This window comes from uncultured Thiohalocapsa sp., assembly GCF_913063425.1.
Classification (GTDB): Bacteria; Pseudomonadota; Gammaproteobacteria; order Chromatiales; family Chromatiaceae; genus Thiohalocapsa.
The window spans coordinates 1-16,327 of record NZ_CAJXYK010000046.1 but is presented as its reverse complement, the minus strand read 5'-3'; the positions used below and the strand labels follow the sequence as shown (position 1 = coordinate 16,327).

At 66.9% G+C, this 16,327-nt stretch carries 16 protein-coding genes; 5 read left to right on the top strand and 11 right to left on the bottom strand.

What is annotated here, in order from left to right:
- Positions 1-471: 471 nt before the first annotated feature.
- The 5 genes from QZ607_RS20255 to QZ607_RS20235 form a co-directional block, all read right to left on the bottom strand.
- Complete coding sequence (locus tag QZ607_RS20255) at positions 472-759, bottom strand: hypothetical protein (RefSeq protein ID WP_295886371.1); 288 nt, start codon at positions 757-759, stop codon at positions 472-474.
- 145 nt (positions 760-904) lie between these two features.
- Complete coding sequence (gene mgtE / locus QZ607_RS20250; protein ID WP_295886369.1) at positions 905-2,368, bottom strand: magnesium transporter; 1,464 nt, start codon at positions 2,366-2,368, stop codon at positions 905-907.
- 158 nt (positions 2,369-2,526) lie between these two features.
- A complete protein-coding gene (locus tag QZ607_RS20245; RefSeq protein ID WP_295886367.1) occupies positions 2,527-3,993 on the bottom strand; it encodes an RsmB/NOP family class I SAM-dependent RNA methyltransferase in 1,467 nt (488 codons plus the stop codon).
- Between the two features lie 32 nt (positions 3,994-4,025).
- Complete coding sequence (locus QZ607_RS20240; RefSeq protein WP_295886365.1) at positions 4,026-5,579, bottom strand: RimK family protein; 1,554 nt, start codon at positions 5,577-5,579, stop codon at positions 4,026-4,028.
- 5 nt (positions 5,580-5,584) lie between these two features.
- Entirely contained in the window at positions 5,585-6,688 is a 1,104-nt protein-coding gene (locus QZ607_RS20235) for a GNAT family N-acetyltransferase/peptidase C39 family protein (RefSeq protein ID WP_295886363.1), read from the bottom strand.
- A gap of 257 nt (positions 6,689-6,945) precedes the next feature.
- Between QZ607_RS20235 and argE the strand changes: the two genes are divergently transcribed.
- The 3 genes from argE to QZ607_RS20220 all read left to right on the top strand — a co-directional run bounded on the left by argE (position 6,946) and on the right by QZ607_RS20220 (position 9,492).
- Positions 6,946-8,115: an acetylornithine deacetylase gene (gene argE / locus QZ607_RS20230; protein ID WP_295886361.1), complete on the top strand. Its 1,170-nt coding sequence runs from the start codon at positions 6,946-6,948 to the stop codon at positions 8,113-8,115.
- A gap of 141 nt (positions 8,116-8,256) precedes the next feature.
- Positions 8,257-8,739: a Crp/Fnr family transcriptional regulator gene (locus QZ607_RS20225; protein ID WP_295886359.1), complete on the top strand. Its 483-nt coding sequence runs from the start codon at positions 8,257-8,259 to the stop codon at positions 8,737-8,739.
- Between the two features lie 180 nt (positions 8,740-8,919).
- Positions 8,920-9,492 carry a hypothetical protein gene (locus tag QZ607_RS20220; RefSeq protein ID WP_295886357.1) on the top strand — a complete coding sequence of 191 codons (573 nt, stop codon included), beginning with the start codon at positions 8,920-8,922 and terminating at the stop codon, positions 9,490-9,492.
- A 231-nt stretch (positions 9,493-9,723) separates the two neighbouring features.
- Here the strand turns inward: QZ607_RS20220 and QZ607_RS20215 are convergent, their stop codons facing one another.
- Both QZ607_RS20215 and QZ607_RS20210 read right to left on the bottom strand, forming a co-directional pair.
- Complete coding sequence (locus tag QZ607_RS20215) at positions 9,724-10,308, bottom strand: Uma2 family endonuclease (protein ID WP_295886355.1); 585 nt, start codon at positions 10,306-10,308, stop codon at positions 9,724-9,726.
- A complete protein-coding gene (locus QZ607_RS20210; RefSeq protein WP_295886353.1) occupies positions 10,289-10,447 on the bottom strand; it encodes a hypothetical protein in 159 nt (52 codons plus the stop codon). The genes QZ607_RS20215 and QZ607_RS20210 overlap by 20 nt, the downstream gene beginning before the upstream one ends.
- A gap of 195 nt (positions 10,448-10,642) precedes the next feature.
- Between QZ607_RS20210 and QZ607_RS20205 the strand changes: the two genes are divergently transcribed.
- Both QZ607_RS20205 and QZ607_RS20200 read left to right on the top strand, forming a co-directional pair.
- Positions 10,643-11,068 carry a DUF4399 domain-containing protein gene (locus tag QZ607_RS20205; protein WP_295886351.1) on the top strand — a complete coding sequence of 142 codons (426 nt, stop codon included), beginning with the start codon at positions 10,643-10,645 and terminating at the stop codon, positions 11,066-11,068.
- A 330-nt stretch (positions 11,069-11,398) separates the two neighbouring features.
- Positions 11,399-11,680 carry a hypothetical protein gene (locus QZ607_RS20200; protein ID WP_295886349.1) on the top strand — a complete coding sequence of 94 codons (282 nt, stop codon included), beginning with the start codon at positions 11,399-11,401 and terminating at the stop codon, positions 11,678-11,680.
- Between the two features lie 369 nt (positions 11,681-12,049).
- On the opposite strand, the gene QZ607_RS20195 is transcribed toward QZ607_RS20200, so the two are convergent.
- The 4 genes from QZ607_RS20195 to QZ607_RS20180 form a co-directional block, all read right to left on the bottom strand.
- Positions 12,050-12,916 (bottom strand): transposase, encoded by an 867-nt coding sequence (locus QZ607_RS20195; RefSeq protein ID WP_295886348.1) that lies wholly within the window; start codon positions 12,914-12,916, stop codon positions 12,050-12,052.
- Positions 12,917-13,249: 333 nt separating this feature from the next.
- Positions 13,250-13,441 (bottom strand): type II toxin-antitoxin system HicB family antitoxin, encoded by a 192-nt coding sequence (locus QZ607_RS20190; protein WP_295886345.1) that lies wholly within the window; start codon positions 13,439-13,441, stop codon positions 13,250-13,252.
- A 1,205-nt stretch (positions 13,442-14,646) separates the two neighbouring features.
- Complete coding sequence (locus QZ607_RS20185; RefSeq protein WP_295886343.1) at positions 14,647-14,865, bottom strand: hypothetical protein; 219 nt, start codon at positions 14,863-14,865, stop codon at positions 14,647-14,649.
- 137 nt (positions 14,866-15,002) lie between these two features.
- On the bottom strand, positions 15,003-16,013 hold the full coding sequence (locus tag QZ607_RS20180) for a type I restriction endonuclease (RefSeq protein ID WP_295886341.1): 1,011 nt from the start codon (positions 16,011-16,013) through the stop codon (positions 15,003-15,005).
- Positions 16,014-16,327 lie beyond the last annotated feature (314 nt).

Here is a 16,327-nt window from a genome sequence, read left to right as displayed (position 1 = left end):
CAGTGGTGCGCCTTGGATGAGCCTGCCCGCCGCAGGTGGGCGAGGGGCCGAGTAAAACTCGGCGCCCCCAGGTGGGCGAGGGGCCGAGTAAAACTCGGCGCCCCCAGGTGGGTGAGGGGCCGAGTAAAACTCGACGCCCCCAGGTGGGTAAGGGGCCGAGTAAAACTCGGCGCCCCCGGGTGGGTGAGGGGCCGAGTAAAACTCGGCGCCCCCAGGTGGGTGCACCGGGCGCTGCGCCCCGGTTGCTCGCCCTGGGCCGGCGCTCCCTGGGGCCGCCGACTTCCAGTCGGCGCAGGCTGCGGTTATGGGAGGGTGGATTGAGCGAAGCGCATCCACCGCAGGCCGCGACCGCGGATGCGCTTCGCTGATCCGCCCTGCCGTGTTCACCGTGTTTCTGAATCATCACGAAGCGGATCGCATCACTTCAGAAACCACCCGCTCAAGGGCGGAGGGCTGAGGGTTGAGGACGCATCACATCACCTCATGAGTCTCCCGCTCCCCCATCTCCCGGCCGTGCTCATAGGCCTTGCCCCAGGGCAGATGCTGCTGGTCGCGGGCCTGATCATAGGGATCTGGGTCGATGGTGCGGGCCACGGCCTCGCCATGGCCCAGCGCAGTCAGTGCCGCGGCCATGCCGTTCGCGTAGCCGCGGTTGTACCAGAGCTGCGAGTCGTCCTCGCGCTCCAGATAGCCCTCGGAGTCTGCGGTCAGCGAGGCCAGCAGGCGCAGCAGTTGATGCAGCAGCTCGGGGTCGGACACGGCGGGTGGCAGTGCGTTGCAGGATGCCGCAAGGCTAGCATGTGTCGGCCCCGCAGCTCCAGGTCATTCGATATACCGTCCCCATTATTAGCGCAGCTTGATAGAATCTAATATACCGTCCCCGTTATTATCAGCGTTATTGTCGCTAGGGGAGGAGCGGCAGGTAGAACAGCGACATCATCAGGAAGAAGATCATCACCGACAGGATGTCGTTGCCGGTGGTGATGAATACGCCGGTGGCCATGGCGGGGTCGATGCCGAGCTTGTCCAGCAGGATGGGGATGGTGGCACCCACGGTGACGGCCACCACCACCACCGTCAGCAGCGACAGCCCGGCCCCGGCCGCGAGCACCAGGGGCGCGTCGAAATCCATCACCTGCGCAACGCCGATCACCAGCACCACCAGCATCAGGGCGGCGATGGCGCCGTTGGCCAGCGCCGCCAGCAGCTCCTTGGCGAGCCGCCAGCCGAGGTCGCCGAACTTGACCGTGCCCGTCGAGAGCCCCTGCACCGCCACGGTGCTCGCCTGGATGCCGGCGTTGCCGGCCATGGACATGACGATGGGGATGAAGCTGGCCAGAATCGCGGCCTTGGCGAGCTGGTCCTCGAACGCGCCCACGACGGTCGCCGACAGGCTGGCGCCGGCGAGGCCGATCAACAGCCAAGGGATGCGCCCACGCACGATGCGCGCGATGGACTCGTCCGGGCGGGTGTCCGCCGGCAGCCCGGCCATCAGGTTGCGGTCCTCTTCGGCTTCCTCCCGCAGCACCCGGCGCAGCTGTTTGGGCGTGATGCGCCCGATGAGCCGGCCGTCGGCGTCCACCACGGGCACCACCGAGAGCTCGTAGCGGTCGGCGATGGCCGCGACCTCTTCCTGATCCGTGTCCGGGCCCACGGCGACGAAGTCCGTGCTCATGACATCGTAGACCAGCGCCTCCTTCGGCGACAGCAGCAGGTCGCGCAGGCGCAGGTAGCCCACCGGGCGGTGCTCGGCATCGACGACATTGACGGCGTAGAGCTTTTCGATGGCCTGGGCGTTGGCGCGGATCTCGTGGGTCACCTGGCCGACGGTCCAGTCCGGCGGCACGGCAACGAATTTGCGGCTCATGATGCTGCCGGCGGAGTCCTCCCGATAGCTGCGCAGACTCTCGATGGCGCCGCGCTCGCGCAACCGCGGCAGCACCTGCGCCTGCACCTCCTCCGGCAGGTCGTCCAGCTGGTCGGCGGCCTCCTCCGGCTCCATGCCGTCCAGCACCTCCACCAGGCGCTGCACGGTGCAGTCCTCCAGCAGGGCGGAGCGGAAGGCCGGGTTCAGCTCCGCCACCACCCGGGTTTGGAGCTTATCGAGCCAGCCGAGGAGCTTGCGGGCGCGCTTGAGGGGCAGGTGGACGATGAGCGCCAGCAGGTGCTGCGGCGGCCAGCGCTTGATGGCCCGCTTGACCGCATCCTTGTCCCCCGCCTTGATGAGGCGCGCGAATTCGTCCACCACGGCGGCATTGTGCGCATCCAGGTCGTCGCTGATGCCGGCCTCCCCCACCGGCCGCCACACCAGCTTCACCGGCGCAGTGGCGTCATCCTGGGGCTGGGAGGCCTGATCAGACTTGGGCATCGGTGCAATCTCCGGCTCAGTCGCCGACGGGCGCCGCCCGTCGCTGCGAATACGGGCGGCTATGCTAACCCGATGTGCCGCCGGCCCGATGACGGGCGCATGAAGGTCCGGCTCTGCAGCGACGAGGGCTGGTGAGCAGCCGTACTCAGCAGCCGGGCTCACCCCGCCGCAGTGCACCCGCTCCACTTGCGCGGGAACAGGCTCTCAAGCTCCCCCGAGCGGTGCAGCACCGCCACGCCGAGCGGGAAGCCGCGGTGGCGCACGATCACCTGTCCCGGCCGGCAGTACGCCCGCTGGGCCGCCGTCGGGGTGAGCGTCTGCCGCCGCAGATAGGCATCGCGCAGGTCCGGCGCGTCCAGGTCCAGCACCTGCCGGGTCGCCTGCGGGCCCAGCAGCAGCGCCCCCGCCGTGGTGAGCTTGGGCGGGCGGATGTTGGTGCGATGAAAAAAGAGTCCGCTGCCCTCGGGCAGTGGTGCCGCGGGCGGCGCATGGTCCCGGGCGGCCAGGTGCAGCCCGCGGCGGGTCTGCCGATGGGCGCGGAACTGCTCCGTGATGGGCTCGGCGATGCCGTAGTGCTCTGCCAGGGCATGGCACCAGGCGGCGTCGTCCGGCTCCAGCTCAAGCGGCAGCGGCTCGCCCGCCGGCACGCCCGGTGCCGCCGTGTCCTTCTCCAGCACGGCGATGAAGAAGCCGCCGGTGTCGTTGTGATGCGGCCAGATGCGCAGGCAGCCCGCCAGCGTCTGCGGCAGAGTGCGGCCGGCCCAGTGCGTGACTCCAGGGCCCGTGCCCAGACCGGGCAGCGTCAGCGGCAGCAGCCGCAGTCGCCCATCCTGCTCGGCCAGGACATCCGCCACCACCAGCTCGTTCTCTTCCGGTGCGAAGGTGCAGGTGGAATAGAGGATGCGCCCGCCCGGACGGCACAGCTTGACGGCCTTGCGCAGCAGCGCCCGCTGCCGGCCCGCCATGCGCGTGCTGCGCTCAGGGCCGAGCTTGCTGACCAGGCCCGGATTGCGCCGCAGCGTCCCCTCGCTGGAGCAGGGGGCATCCACCAGGATGCGGTCGAAGGGCCCAGCGGCGACCGGAAAATTGCCGCCGTCCCAGCGCGTGGTGGTGACGTTCACCACGCCCAGGCGATCCAGGTTGCCCTGCAGCGCGGCGATGCGGTCCATGGCGAAGTCGTTGGCCAGCAGCGTGCCGCGGTTGCCCAGGCTGAGCGCAATCTGTGCCGTCTTGCCGCCGGGCGCCGCGCACAGGTCCAGCACCCGCTGCCCGGGCGCCAGATCCAGCAGCAGCACCGGCAGCTGCGAGACGGCCTCCTGCGCATGGGCGAGCCCGGCGCAGTACCACCAGTGCTGGCCGGCCTTGAAGCCCGGCGGCAGGGTGAGCGCCGTGCCCGGGGCGCCCGCGAGCCAGGGCACCGGCGTGCTCGGCACACCCTGCTCCGCCAGCAGCGCCTGCAAGGCCGCGCCGTCGGTGCGCCCGGACCGGGTCCAGAGGCAGGTGGCGAGCGGGCCGCGCAGGCTGTCGATAAAGCCGTCCCAGTCGTCCACCACCTCGCCGAACAGCGGGCGATAGCGGCCGAGCGCGTCGGCGAGGTCTGGCCATGGGACCGACCCCTGGACCATCTGCGGGCGCTCAGGCTGGGCGCCGGGCGCCATCAGCCGGCAGCCCGCGGCATCGGCTGGCGGGGTTGGCGCTGACGCTCCAGCCGGCTCACCATTTCCGCCAGAATCGCTCGGTACAGCCCCTCGCCCAGCACCTTGTCCTCCACGCCCGCGTCCAGGTTCGGATTGTCGTTCACCTCGATCACCAGGGCCCCGCGCGCCGTGTCCTTCACGTCCACCCCGTAGAGCCCGTCGCCGATGAGGTTGGCGGCCCGCAGCGCCACATCCACCACCTGCGCCGGCGCCGACTCGACGGCGACGGTGGCGAAGCCGCCCTCGTCACGGCTGCCGTCGGCGCGATGATGCACGATCTGCCAGTGATTGCGGCTCATGTAGTAGCGGCAGGCGTAGAGGGGTCGGCGGCCGAGGATACCGATGCGCCAGTCATAGTCGGTGTAGAGATACTCCTGGGCCAGGATCAGATCCGACTCCCGAAACAAGCGCTCCGCGATCCGGCGCAGCTCGGCACGGTCCGCCGCCTTGAAGACGCCACGGGAGAAGGAGCCCTCCGGGATCTTCAGCACCACGGGATAGGGTATCACCGCCTCCACATCCAGCAGGGTCTCCCGGCGCAGGATCAGCGTCCGCGGGCGCGGCACACCGTGGGCCTCCAGCAGCTCCGCGAGGAACACCTTGTTGGTGCAGCGCAGAATCTTGTTGGTGCAGCGCAGAATGGAGACGGGATCATCCACCACCACCATGCCCTCGCTCGCCGCCTTCTTCGCGAACCGAAAGGTGTGGTGATGGATGCGCGTGGTCTCTCGGATCAGGAGCGCGTCGTATTCGGCGAGCCGACCGAAGTCGCGGCGCGTGATGCGCTCGACAAGGAGTCCAAGCTCGCGCCCCGCCTGTTGGAAGCGCTTCAGCGCCCGTGGGCAGGACGGCGCCGGCGACTCCAGCGGGTCATGCAGCAGCGCGATGTCGAAACGCCAGCGCTGGGGCGCCCGCGGCCGCCGCCAGGGCTGCGACAGATAGGCCTCCAGCGCCGCGACGAAGGCCCCCTCCTGCGCCGCCGGCAGCCGGTCCAGGGTCAGCGTGCGGATGGCGGTGACCCGCCAGGCACCGCCCTGCTGCGACTCCCAGCCCTGGACGTGCTTCAGCTCCAGCCGCAGCAGTGGGCAGCGGAAGGTCTCGAACACCCGCCGCGCCAGCTGCCGGAACACCGCCTCCAGATCCGCCTCCGCGCAGCGGCCGAACAGGACCGTCAGGCGCAAGGTCTGCGCCGTCTCCTCCGGCGGGGACGGCAAGCGCCGCAGCGGCGCGTCGAAGCTCTCCAGCGCGAGCCCGTAGAGGTCGCGGCTGGAGAGGTCCTGGATGGTCTCCACGCTGGGGAGCACCCGATGCCCACGGGCCTCGGCCAGCAGCGAGCAGTAGTAGCCGAGGCTCAGGTACCGATACCCGCGGCAGAGGTTCACCAGGTGCAGGCGCCGGCGTGCGGACCAGTCCGTGCCGCCGCTCAGGTACTCCCGCGCGCTGACCACCCGCAGCGCCGGAAAGCTCGGCCGCCAGTCCGTCGCCTGCTCCAGCAGCAGCACATGCTCAGCCATGGGGCTCAGGCACCGCCGCCAGCCGTTGCCGCAGCCACCGGCAGCGACACAAGCACGACCGCCTGCAATCCGGCCCGGCCGTAGCGGGCCATGCGCCGGAACTCGGCCTGGGGGATCGGCATGTTCATGGAGTCCAGCGGCGACTCGCCCTGTGCATAGTCCACGAAGAGGTCGTGCACAAAGACGAAGCCCTGATCGAAGCCTGTCACCACCACCCAGTGCGGAAACTTCTCGGCATAGATGCGGTAGCTGCTGATCAGCACCAGCGGGACGGCACCGGCGGCGAAGCGGCTCGCCAGCGCGTCCAGGGCGAGGGTGCCGTAGATCATGGGGATGCCGGCGCCGGCCGCCTCCTCCAGCATGTCCTCGTGCACCAGGCGCATGACCTCCTTCTTCTCCGGGCTGCGCACCGAGTTGATCAGCGGCACACCACGGTCGTTGACGTACACCTCCGCACGGAAGCCGCGGGCATGGGCCGCCAGCGCCAGGCCCACGGGGCCGCAGCCGCCGTGGCCGGAGGTCATGAAGACGGTCGTCGCCTCGCGCCAGATGCGAAGCTCCAGGCGGCGGTCCAGCGTCACCGCCGGATCCAGCGCATGCATCGCCATCATCAGCGACGAGGGACCGCAGGTGAAATCCAGTGTCTGCTCGTAGAAGGGCACCCGCGCCGGCGGCTGCGCGGCGTGGGGCGAGAGCTGCTTCTTGTAGCGCAGTGCCTCCATGTGGTCGTCGTAGTAGTCCGACAGGACACCGAAGCGCCGGTAGCGCAGCCCCTCGAACAGGCGCTGGGAGGCGATGTTGTCACGCCGGATCTCAAGGCGCAGGTAGGCGCGCCCGGCATCCCAGGTGGCGCGCTCGGCGGCGGCTACCAGTGCGCCGCCGACGCCGCGCCGGCGGGCAGCCGCATCGACGGCGAGCGAGTACAGCCGCGCCACCGATGTCGCCCGGTTGAACAGCACCAGCACATAGCCGAGCAGGGGCGGCGACGCGCTCGTCGCCGTGGCCTCATCCACCGCCACCAGCAGCGTTGCCTGGGCGCGGGAGAGCATGTAACGGAACTGCCGCCGGCTCAGCCGATCGCCCTGGAAGCACTGCGTCTCCAGTTGCACGAGGCCAGCGAGGTCCGCCGGCCGGGCGGCGCGGATCTGCACCGACGCTGGCGCGCGGGCAACCTCGGCCGATGCGGGCGCCGAAGGCGACGCGGTAGCTGACAAGCTCAACGGACACCCCCATTGCAAGGGTCGACCTACGCCGGAATGTAGCGCAAATGCCGCCCCGACAGTCCACCTGTGCGGCGGCGGTCCGTATGAGCCGCGGCGTTGTGCCGACGGCGCTGCGGCGTTCACCGCAACCACCGGAGTCGCGCATGCCCGCCATCCCACCCCGAGAAGCCCCAGCGCTGATGGAGATGCTGCGTACGCTCATCGCCACGTCGAGCGTCAGCAGCGTCAAGCCGGACTGGGACCAGAGTAACCGCCCGGTGCTTGAGCCCCTGGCGGACTGGCTCGCGGCGGCGGGCTTCCGGGTGGAATGGCTGGACATCCCGGGGCATCCGGACAAGGCCAACCTGCTCGGCACCCTGGGCAGCGGCCCGGGCGGGCTGGTGCTGGCCGGGCATTCGGACACGGTGCCTTACGATGCGGCCCTGTGGCAGCACGACCCGCTCAAGCTCACCGAGGACGGCGGGCGCCTGTACGGCCTCGGCAGCGCGGACATGAAGTCTTTTCTCGGGCTCGCCATCGACGCTGCCCGCGGGCTGGACGCCACCAAGCTCGAGCACCCACTCATGATCCTGGCCACCGCCGACGAGGAGTCCGCCATGCACGGCGCCCGCGCCCTGGCGGCCGCCGGGCGCCCGCTCGGCCGCTATGCCGTCATCGGCGAGCCCACCGGTCTGCGCCCCGTGCGCGCCCACAAGGGCGTCATGGGCGAGTCGATCAAGCTGGTGGGCCGCAGCGGGCATGCCAGTGATCCAAGCCTCGGCAACAACGCCATCGAGGGCATGCACGCCGTGCTGACAGCGCTGCTGGCCTGGCGCGATGAGCTGAAGCAGGAGCACCGCGACCCGGCCTTCCGCATCGCCTGGCCCACGCTCAACTGCGGCCACATCCACGGCGGCGACAACTTCAACCGCATCTGCGGCCAATGCGAGCTGCACATCGACATCCGGCCCCTGCCCGGGCAGGCGCCGGAGACCCTGCGCGCGGCGCTGCGCCGGCGCGTCGCCGAGGCCGCCGAGCCGCGCGGGCTGCAATGGCAGGTGGAGCCGCTCTTTCCGAGCATCCCGCCGGCGGACACACCGGCCACCGCCGCCATCGTCCGCGCCGGGGAGCAGCTCACCGGGCATGCAGCAGAGGCCGTGAGCTTCGGCACCGAGGCGCCCTACTTCAGCGCACTCGGCATGGAGACCATGGTGCTCGGCCCCGGCGACGTGGCCCAGGCGCATCAGCCGGACGAGTACCTCGCCATCGAGCGCATCGAGCCCATGCTCGGCATGCTGCGGGGGCTGATCCGGCGCTTCTGCCTCGAGGCCTGAGCCGGCGGCATTTCGGCACGCTGCACCGACACCCGGGCAGACCCCCATGCCACCAGCCGTCACACTCCCGCGCTACACTGGCGGCATCCCAGCCGGTCGCCCCCGGCCGGCAAGCCTTCCACCAGATCCAGGGAGCGACCCATGCAGCAGATCGACATCGCCGAAGCCCTGTCCCAATCCACTCTCGGTGCGGAGCTGACGCCGGATGAGTGTACTGCGCTGGCCGCCGTCATGGACGTGGAGCCCGTGCCCGCCGGCGAGATCCTCGTACACGAGGGGGAGGAGCGGCGCACCCTGTTCGTGCTCGCCGGCGGCAGGCTCAACGTCTGCAAGGAGGTGAACGGCCAGGAAGAGACCGTCTACCAGATGCGCGTCGGCGAGTGCGCCGGCACCCGCGCCTTCATCGACGGCTCACCGCGCAAGGCCGACCTGTGCACGGGCACCGACAGCGTGGTGCTGACGCTGGAGCCTGCGGCCTTCGAGGGCCTGATCGAGACCCAGCCGCGGCTCGTGTACAAGATCATGCGGGCCATCTTCCGCATCACCCATTCCAACCTGATGCGGGTGAATCTGGAGAGCGCGGAGCTGCGCAATTACATGTTGAAGTCTGGGGGGAGATACTGACTTCGTCGGCCTTGCGCGCAGCGGACCAACGCAGGGTCGGAGAACCGCTGGTCCCTTCCAACCTCCCCCTAGGGCGGTGGGCGGAGGGCACCCCGACCTGAACGCGATTTCATCCCCCTCAGCCCTCAGCCCTCAGCCCTCAGCCCTCAGCCCTCAGCCCTGAATCAAAGCAGCGACCCCATGCAGCTCCCCCAAGACCTCCACATCCACACCACCTGGTCTGACAGCGACAGCTCCGTGGTGCCGGAGCAGACCATCGCGCTCATTGCTGCGGTGGGGCATGCGCGCGTGCGCGGCATCAGCGACCACTTCGAGATGATCGACACGCGCTGGGACGACTACCGCGCCGAGGTGCAGGCCGCCGGGCTGCGGGTGGGCATGGAGGTCAACGGCCATGAGTGGGTGCCGGCGGCGCTGGATGCGGACTGCGACTATCGCATCTATCACTGCTGGGACCGTGACGCGGACTACCGGGCGCTGGAGCATCTGCTCGCCACGGGGCAGCCCGTCATCGTCGCCCACCCGCATGCGCTCGGCACCGACCTCGACCGCGTCCCGCCCGAATGCCTGGTCGAAATCAACAACCGCTATATCTGGCGCTGCGACTGGCAGGCCGAGTACGGCCCCTATGTGGATCGCTTCCGCTTCGTTATCTCCTCCGACGCCCACCAGCCCAACTGGCTCAATCAGACCATCGCGCGGCACGCGGCGGCGGAGCTGGGCATTGCCGAGACCCTGTTGTTCGACGACTGAGCCTGTCGGGCCGCGCTCTTTCTCGGCCTTGAGGTTGACACCTAGGGTCCACCCCAACAAAGGTCTTGATCACGACGCTGTCTACGCGCGGGCGCGCCCTGCATCGTCAGGGCTTCCGGCCCTGATTGTGTCAGGCCGGGATGGCCTGACTGCGCCGTCAGCGGTCGAGGTCCTCGGCACTGTGATCAAAGCATCGGAAAGAGCGGTTCCCCACGACGTATTGAACCGCTCCTAACTGGTATCGCCGCCGGCGCCGAACAGCTCGGCCACCGCCAGCGAGAACCCCGGCAGCATGGGCTCGGCGGTGAGGGTGTCCGCCGGCCCCAACAGAGTCAGCTCCGTGGGGCTGCGGTAGCAGGAGACGCGCCGCCGCTGCGGGTCCACGAGCCAGACCAGCGCGACGCCGATGCTGAAGTAGTCCTCCAGCTTGGCGGTGAGGTCGGTCCAGCGGTCGTTCGGGGAGACGATCTCGACAATCAACTCCGGCGCGACATCGAGACAGCCATCCGGGGAGGCTTGGGCCAGCCGCTCCCGGGAGATGTAGGCCACGTCGGCGCCGCGAACAGTGTCCGGGCCGCGGCGGATGATGATGCCGGCCTCGCCGCCGAGGACGGTGCCGAGCCCCCTGGCCTCGGCGAACCGCTCCAACCTGGAGCTTACTCGGACCTCGGCGCGGGCATGCGGCCAACCGGTCGGCGGCATGGGCACAAACCTCCCGTCGATGAGCTCACCCGGCCTGTCGCCGACCACATCGGCCAGCTCCTCGATGGTGAGCGCCCCTTCCGTTTCCAGTGGCTCAGCAATGGCAATGGACATGACTCGGCACCGACAAAGGCTTGGCTTGCAGGACAGGTGACATCAGGAAATGCAGGCACCGCCAGCTTAGCGCAGGCGCGATGACCTTGCAGCCGGCGCGCCCATGCGTCGGCTTGGCCTTGATCAGGATGCCGTCCATGGCCGGGCACGCCCTGCGCAGCCAGCGCCTGCAGGCCCGATTGTGTCGACGCCACAGTCAGCGGTGCTGGTGGTCGCAGTTGTGACCAAGGCCGTCGTCTCAGCACCGACTCCCTTGCCGCGGACAGTCCCCGGCGCCAAATCACGGCCCTGCGGACAGACCGCAGCTGACAGTCACACAGAGGAGATTCAGACGATGTTCCGCTTCGCCACCGCCGCACTCATCGCGGCCCTGCTGGCCCTCACGGCTCTACCCACGCTCGCCGAGATCGAGCGCACGCCGTCACCGGAGGGCGCCAAGGTGTACTTCATCGAGCCCACCGACGGCGCCACCGTGCCGCAGACCTTCACGGTCAAGTTCGGCCTGGAGAACATGGGCGTCGCCCCCGCCGGCACCGACACGCCCGCCACCGGCCACCACCACCTCCTCATCGACCAGGAGCTGCCGCCCTTCGACCAGCCCATCGGCGGCGATGTGAAGCACTTCGGCGGCGGCCAGACCCAGACCGAGGTCACCCTGGAGCCCGGCACCCACAGGCTGCGGCTGATCCTGGGCGACATGAAGCACGTCCCGCACGACCCCCCCGTCTACTCCGAGCAGATCACCGTGACCGTGGAGTGAGCCAGCCCACGCGCCGGCCGCCCCCGGCCGGCGGGCTGTCTGTTGCCTTGCCGCGCTGGTGAGGTCCGGCGGCGGCGCCGAGGCTTACGTCACGCAGCGTCCGCCGGCCACACCAGCCAGGGCATGAACCCACAGGGTGCTTTCGCCCGACCCCGTGCCGGCGCGTTCTTGACAAACCGAACCGGCAATATCTGACAGGAACACTGGGCAAAGGTTACAGCCTGCCCGACCTGCTCTTCCTTAAGCTGATCTCCAAGGTCGAACAGCGACCTGCGGCATGCCACACCGGACGCCGCCATACAAACCAGCACACCATTGGAGAGCGCCGTCATGACCAAGACCCTCACCCTCGCCGCCCTCTGCCTCGTCGGCAGCGTCGCCGCCACCGCCTCCCTGCTGCATGAGCCCAAGCTGCCGGGCCAGGACATGGCCAGCACCGCGGAGGCCGAGCCGGAGATCCGCCGAGGCACCCGCGCCCCGCTGGCGGTGGACATCGACGCCGAGCCGAGCGTCGGCGACCAGCCGCGTCGGGGCGAGCGCGGCAGCTTCGAGATCGCCGGCAACGCCATGGCCGGGCGCGGCGGCGACGCTCTGCGCCGCGGCAACCGCTGAGGCGGGCGCGCTTCGTCAAGTACAGCGTCCGCCGCCGAGACGCCGCGCCTCCCGCGCGGCAGGCGGCGTTGCGGCGCGGGAGTGCCGCAACAATCAAACTCCGAAGAACGGACCGGCTCGGCACGATGAGAAGCGACCTCTCAGTACGTTCCACCCCCTCGACCTGACCCCGCCCGAGCCGGTATCTGGAGTAGAGGGTCTGCTCTGGGGCAGATGAGGGCCCGAATCATCTCACAAGCCGCGGCGTTCTCGGCGACTCCCAAAGGCGCGACTGGCCCGCCCACCGCCGGCGGGTCAGCAGCAAGATCATGCCGGCCGCGAGCAAGCCGATCGCCGGAAGGACAGCACAGGGTCAAGGACAGTACAGGGTCAGGTCTCACATGTAACGGCGGCCTTCTCGTCGCATTTGACCGCGCGACTCACCGTCATCCGGCTGACGCCGAAGTACTCGGCGATGGTCTGCATGCTGAACGCGCCGCTGCGGTACGCCTCGGCCACGGCGCGGTCGCGGTCTGACCAGGCGGCGGCATACTCAGCCAGCGACTTGGCCGGGGCACGGCGCTGGCGTTTCGGAACCTCTCGCAGCGAGCGCTTTGGGTCGATCCGCGCCTGCATGCGCTCGACGAACTGCTCTGAGCCCAGGTAGATCTGGCTCTTCAGCCCCTGCCATGGACTGGCGGCGCCGATGCCCGCGGCGACGAAGCGCCGGTAGCCGGACACGGCGGCATGCCGCTCTTCTGACAACGCACGCAGCACCGCATCTGTCTCCAGCCATCCGGGCGCCGGCGTCTCGCCGACCGTCGCCCGATAACTGCTCCACGGCCAATCGCTGGGGTCGGCGACCATCCTCGCTCGAACCGGATTGAGCACCACGTACCGGCAGAGCTCCAGCAGATAGCGCTCACGCTCCACCAGAATCGCCTTGAACCGCCCCTGGAACAGATGACCGACCCGCGCGTGGGTGCGATTGACGTATTGCGTGAAGACGCCGTTCAGTTGGCGCATCCCCTTGGATAGATTCGCATCCGGCGTTTCGACCAACAGGTGGTAGTGGTTGGTCATCAGGCAGTAGGCGTGAAGCACCCAGTTGAAGCGCTCGCACGTTGCGCCCAGCACGTCCAGAAATACCGCCCGATCGCTGTCCTCGTCGCCGAGAAAGATGCTCCGTCGCTCGTTGCCGCGTGCCGTTACATGATACAGCGCGCCTGCAAACTCCAGCCGCAGCGGTCTCGCCATGCGCCCGCCTCCAGAACGCCTCCCCTCCGCGAAGCATACTGCCGCGCGCCCAGGTGTGCAATGTGAGACCTGACCCCCGCCCCTTGCAGGTGTGCAATGTGAGACCTGACCCCCGCCCCTTGACCCCCGCCCCTCCCGACCGGGACTTTCACCCGGCAAGAGACGCCGAGCTTTGCTCGGCGCTGCAACGTTAACCGCAGCCCGCGCCAAACTGCGGCCACGCGCGAAGCGCCGGCCGCAGTTTGGCGCGGGCTTTCGGGTTTGTTGGGCATCAACCATGCCTAAGCATTACGCAGCCCATGCTCTCAAGTTTCTTGATCAAGTCTCGGCGCTTCATGCGACGGCAAGTTCACCTACGCGGCGGACGATGGGTAGTTCGCCGCTGGTTAGCGTTGCATAGATATCCTTAAGGTTTTCCTTCAGGTCTTCCAAGTCTTCTCCTTGTGTCATGTAATCGGGAAACTCCTCGAAATAGCCCAGCCACATGTCTTCATCTTGCCAATAAACGTATCGGGCAGTCGTCATATGTAACCTCGTAGGTAAACCTTGCGGACGAGCTTGGAGCTAGGGGGACACCGGGTGCATGGCTTCGTTGCTGAGCCTCCGGCGTAGGGACTCCGGTTACCCGGAGCCCCCGCCACAGACCCGGACGTGCGGTTTTCCCGCATCCGGTTCCTCGGTTGCACCAGCTTATCAAGCGGACCGTCACAGTTGCCCGTTTCACGGTCCAGTTGCTTAGTCCCCGCAGTGAGGTTGGCTCGTGTTAATCCGATCCTGCATGTCCGGCACGAGTTTCCTTTGCGAGCTGCGTACTCCCGTCGGGTCCTAACGCCTGCTGACGGGCTTTCCCCGTCTCCGGCTACTATGCCCGATAAGACACCCTGTCGGCATGCGGCGGTCTCCCGCCTGCCTGGCCGCTCCCTGTTCAACCACTCCACCCGCGCCCACGCTGTGTCAGGGCTCTTCACCCGTTCCTGTCCCAACGCTGACAGTTTCATGGTTTCACCTCGTACAGGAGCCTTCGAAGCTTCCCGAGTTCTCTGACGCCTCTCTTTCTGCATACATCAGCCTGAGGACTCCGGCGGACATCCGCACGCTCGCCCTTAGCGCGTGCTTCATGTTGGCTTCCAGGACGTTAACACTGTCGCCATCCGCGGGTTAGCTTTCTCGAAGCTGCCCTGATCCGCACGAGGCGCACTTCAGGGTGCGCGACCACCCCTACGGCCTACAGGATTCTCTGTGTACGCTTGCCCGGCTTTCTGTTCGCAGGGCACAAAGTCCGCAACCGGACCAACACTCGATACGGGTGGGTGGCTGGCCCTTGCCCGACCGGGACTTTCACCCGGCAAGAGACGCCGAGCTTTGCTCGGCGCTACAACGTCAACCGCAGCCCGCGCCAAACTGCGGCGACGTGCGAAGCGCCCGCCGCAGTTTGGCGTCGGGCTGGCGGGCTTGTTAAGTGCTCCTCAATTGTTTTAGAAGCTTACCGTATTCCGAATGCGAACCAATCCAGAACCAGACAACCCGACCTTCCATTAAAATTCCGACGGCGCGATAATCTTTGCTGACACGAACCGAATAGACCGGAAGGCTTGAGTGAACCCGCTTAAAACGGAGGCTTGGGTACCATGGATCGTTCAGAAAAAGTGCATAGGCTTCTCTTGCCTGCCGTCTGATGTCTCTGGGTAAGGCGCTGTAGCACTTCCAGAACTTTGTCGTTGCTTTGGAAATCACATCTTGCCAAGATCAAGGTGTGTTGTCTTTTTTTCTTCATCTTCCGACAACGCTTCCAATGCCAATCTACCGAGTTCATCTTCGGACTCAGCGAAGCTCTTATCCCACTTTTTCTCCGATTCAATTTCCTCCAAGAGCCATCTTGCAAGCGCGTTTTGCTCGATATCTGGGAGTCTTGATGCTTCTGCGAAAGCCTTTTCTAGCATTGTAGTCATGTCGGAGTGTCTCGCTGGTTCTTTCTGCACTTAACGTCAAGGCTGGCCGGCCGCCCGTTGCCGCGCCGGAAGCGAAGCGACGGCGCGGCAACGGGCGGTCGGGCCGAGGCATTGGTTAGCGCTGTCAGCGCCCTTGGCTATCGGGACAGCGCGCCAGTTACTACCCGAACTGTCTGGGGATCAATGCCGGCAACTTTTAACAGCTCGCGCGCACAAGCGATAAACTGATGCTCGGTGTGGCGAATGTTAATGTGCCGCCCACTAGGTAACGGACGGGTCGCCCCAGACTTTGGTTCATTTGTTACGAGTGGCGCATTCCTAGGGTTAGGGCGGAGTTCCCCCGACGGAAGGCGCCCGTCTCGATCTAGGACTTCGCCAATTTGAACGAACATCTGACCGAAAGGCGTACCGCTACCACGTTCAACGGGAATGTCTGAGAAGCCGGGAATGCAAACAACCAGAGGGATGCAGTCGTTAACTAGCGCACTGAGCGGCACCGAGCGGGCATCTTGTGATGGGGAAACCGCAGCGCTATTTGTTCGTTCCTGTCGACGCTTTGGTGTAGAAGAAAAGTGCGCGTCCAGTCCCTCCAGAGCCCCGCGCACCCCGTCACGCGGAACGCCAGATTCTTTTGCTATAAGCTCAACCAGATCACCGTTAGGTGGTGAGGAAAACATGGACCGAAGCGCGTCCAATACCCTCCGGCTTGAATCGTCAGCAGCCCAGAGCGTGCTGAGTCCGTTGTCGGCAATAGACTGCTTTGAAAGATATCCAAGTAAGGTTTGGATACCTTGGTCCTCGTCCGTGATGCGTGCTGTGCGAAGCAACTTCTCTTCAAGCGGAACAGCTGCATGAGTATTATAAACTCGATACTCATTCCCGTCAGTTATCACGATCCATTGTACGCCTGCCTGGACGGCGTAGCTGGTAATCTGTTGAGCGATCTTTGCGCCGTCGAGAGGTGTTCCCCACGCCTTGGCTTCAATAAAAAGGACGGGCTTCCCGTGTAGAAGAAGAGCGAAATCGACGGGGTTATGTCCAGCGCTGAGCTTAAACTCTAGGGTGACTTCACTAGGGTCGGTTAAGTCCCACCCTAGAGCATCAATGATGGGCTGGATAAAAGCCGTTTTGGTGGTCGCTTCGTTCAAGCTGTCGCATTCGCGTAGTTTCTGCCTGATGCGGGAGATTGTCTCATCTAACGTGGGCATATTAAATAAATCAGCAACGACAAGGTAGCCGTATTCGAGTCTCCGTCAATGCATACGCTGGGGCACGGATTGCCTTGCGCGAGGAGATGTTTCTGGTGCGCTAACAGTTCACTAGGCTGGCGACTGCGCATTCGGTGCCAGGCAGTCGGCAGCCCAGCCCAATATCAGCAACCCCTCCCAAGGGCGCCGAGAGCCGCAGTCCCAGGCGGAGCCGGGCCGGGCTCTGAGGGTACCCAAGCCCGCGGTCACAAGTT

Bases quoted from the DNA above. Each gene is read 5' to 3' on its own strand.
- QZ607_RS20195 (WP_295886348.1), bottom strand. From the start codon at position 12,916: ATGGCGAGACCGCTGCGGCTGGAGTTTGCAGGCGCGCTGTATCATGTA.
- QZ607_RS20185 (WP_295886343.1), bottom strand. From the start codon at position 14,865: ATGACTACAATGCTAGAAAAGGCTTTCGCAGAAGCATCAAGACTCCCA.
- QZ607_RS20220 (WP_295886357.1), top strand. From the start codon at position 8,920: ATGCAGCTCCCCCAAGACCTCCACATCCACACCACCTGGTCTGACAGC.
- QZ607_RS20215 (WP_295886355.1), bottom strand. From the start codon at position 10,308: ATGTCCATTGCCATTGCTGAGCCACTGGAAACGGAAGGGGCGCTCACC.
- mgtE (WP_295886369.1), bottom strand. From the start codon at position 2,368: ATGCCCAAGTCTGATCAGGCCTCCCAGCCCCAGGATGACGCCACTGCG.
- QZ607_RS20190 (WP_295886345.1), bottom strand. From the start codon at position 13,441: ATGACGACTGCCCGATACGTTTATTGGCAAGATGAAGACATGTGGCTG.
- argE (WP_295886361.1), top strand. From the start codon at position 6,946: ATGCCCGCCATCCCACCCCGAGAAGCCCCAGCGCTGATGGAGATGCTG.
- QZ607_RS20245 (WP_295886367.1), bottom strand. From the start codon at position 3,993: ATGGTCCAGGGGTCGGTCCCATGGCCAGACCTCGCCGACGCGCTCGGC.
- QZ607_RS20210 (WP_295886353.1), bottom strand. From the start codon at position 10,447: ATGGACGGCATCCTGATCAAGGCCAAGCCGACGCATGGGCGCGCCGGC.
- QZ607_RS20205 (WP_295886351.1), top strand. From the start codon at position 10,643: ATGTTCCGCTTCGCCACCGCCGCACTCATCGCGGCCCTGCTGGCCCTC.
- QZ607_RS20200 (WP_295886349.1), top strand. From the start codon at position 11,399: ATGACCAAGACCCTCACCCTCGCCGCCCTCTGCCTCGTCGGCAGCGTC.
- QZ607_RS20240 (WP_295886365.1), bottom strand. From the start codon at position 5,579: ATGGCTGAGCATGTGCTGCTGCTGGAGCAGGCGACGGACTGGCGGCCG.
- QZ607_RS20225 (WP_295886359.1), top strand. From the start codon at position 8,257: ATGCAGCAGATCGACATCGCCGAAGCCCTGTCCCAATCCACTCTCGGT.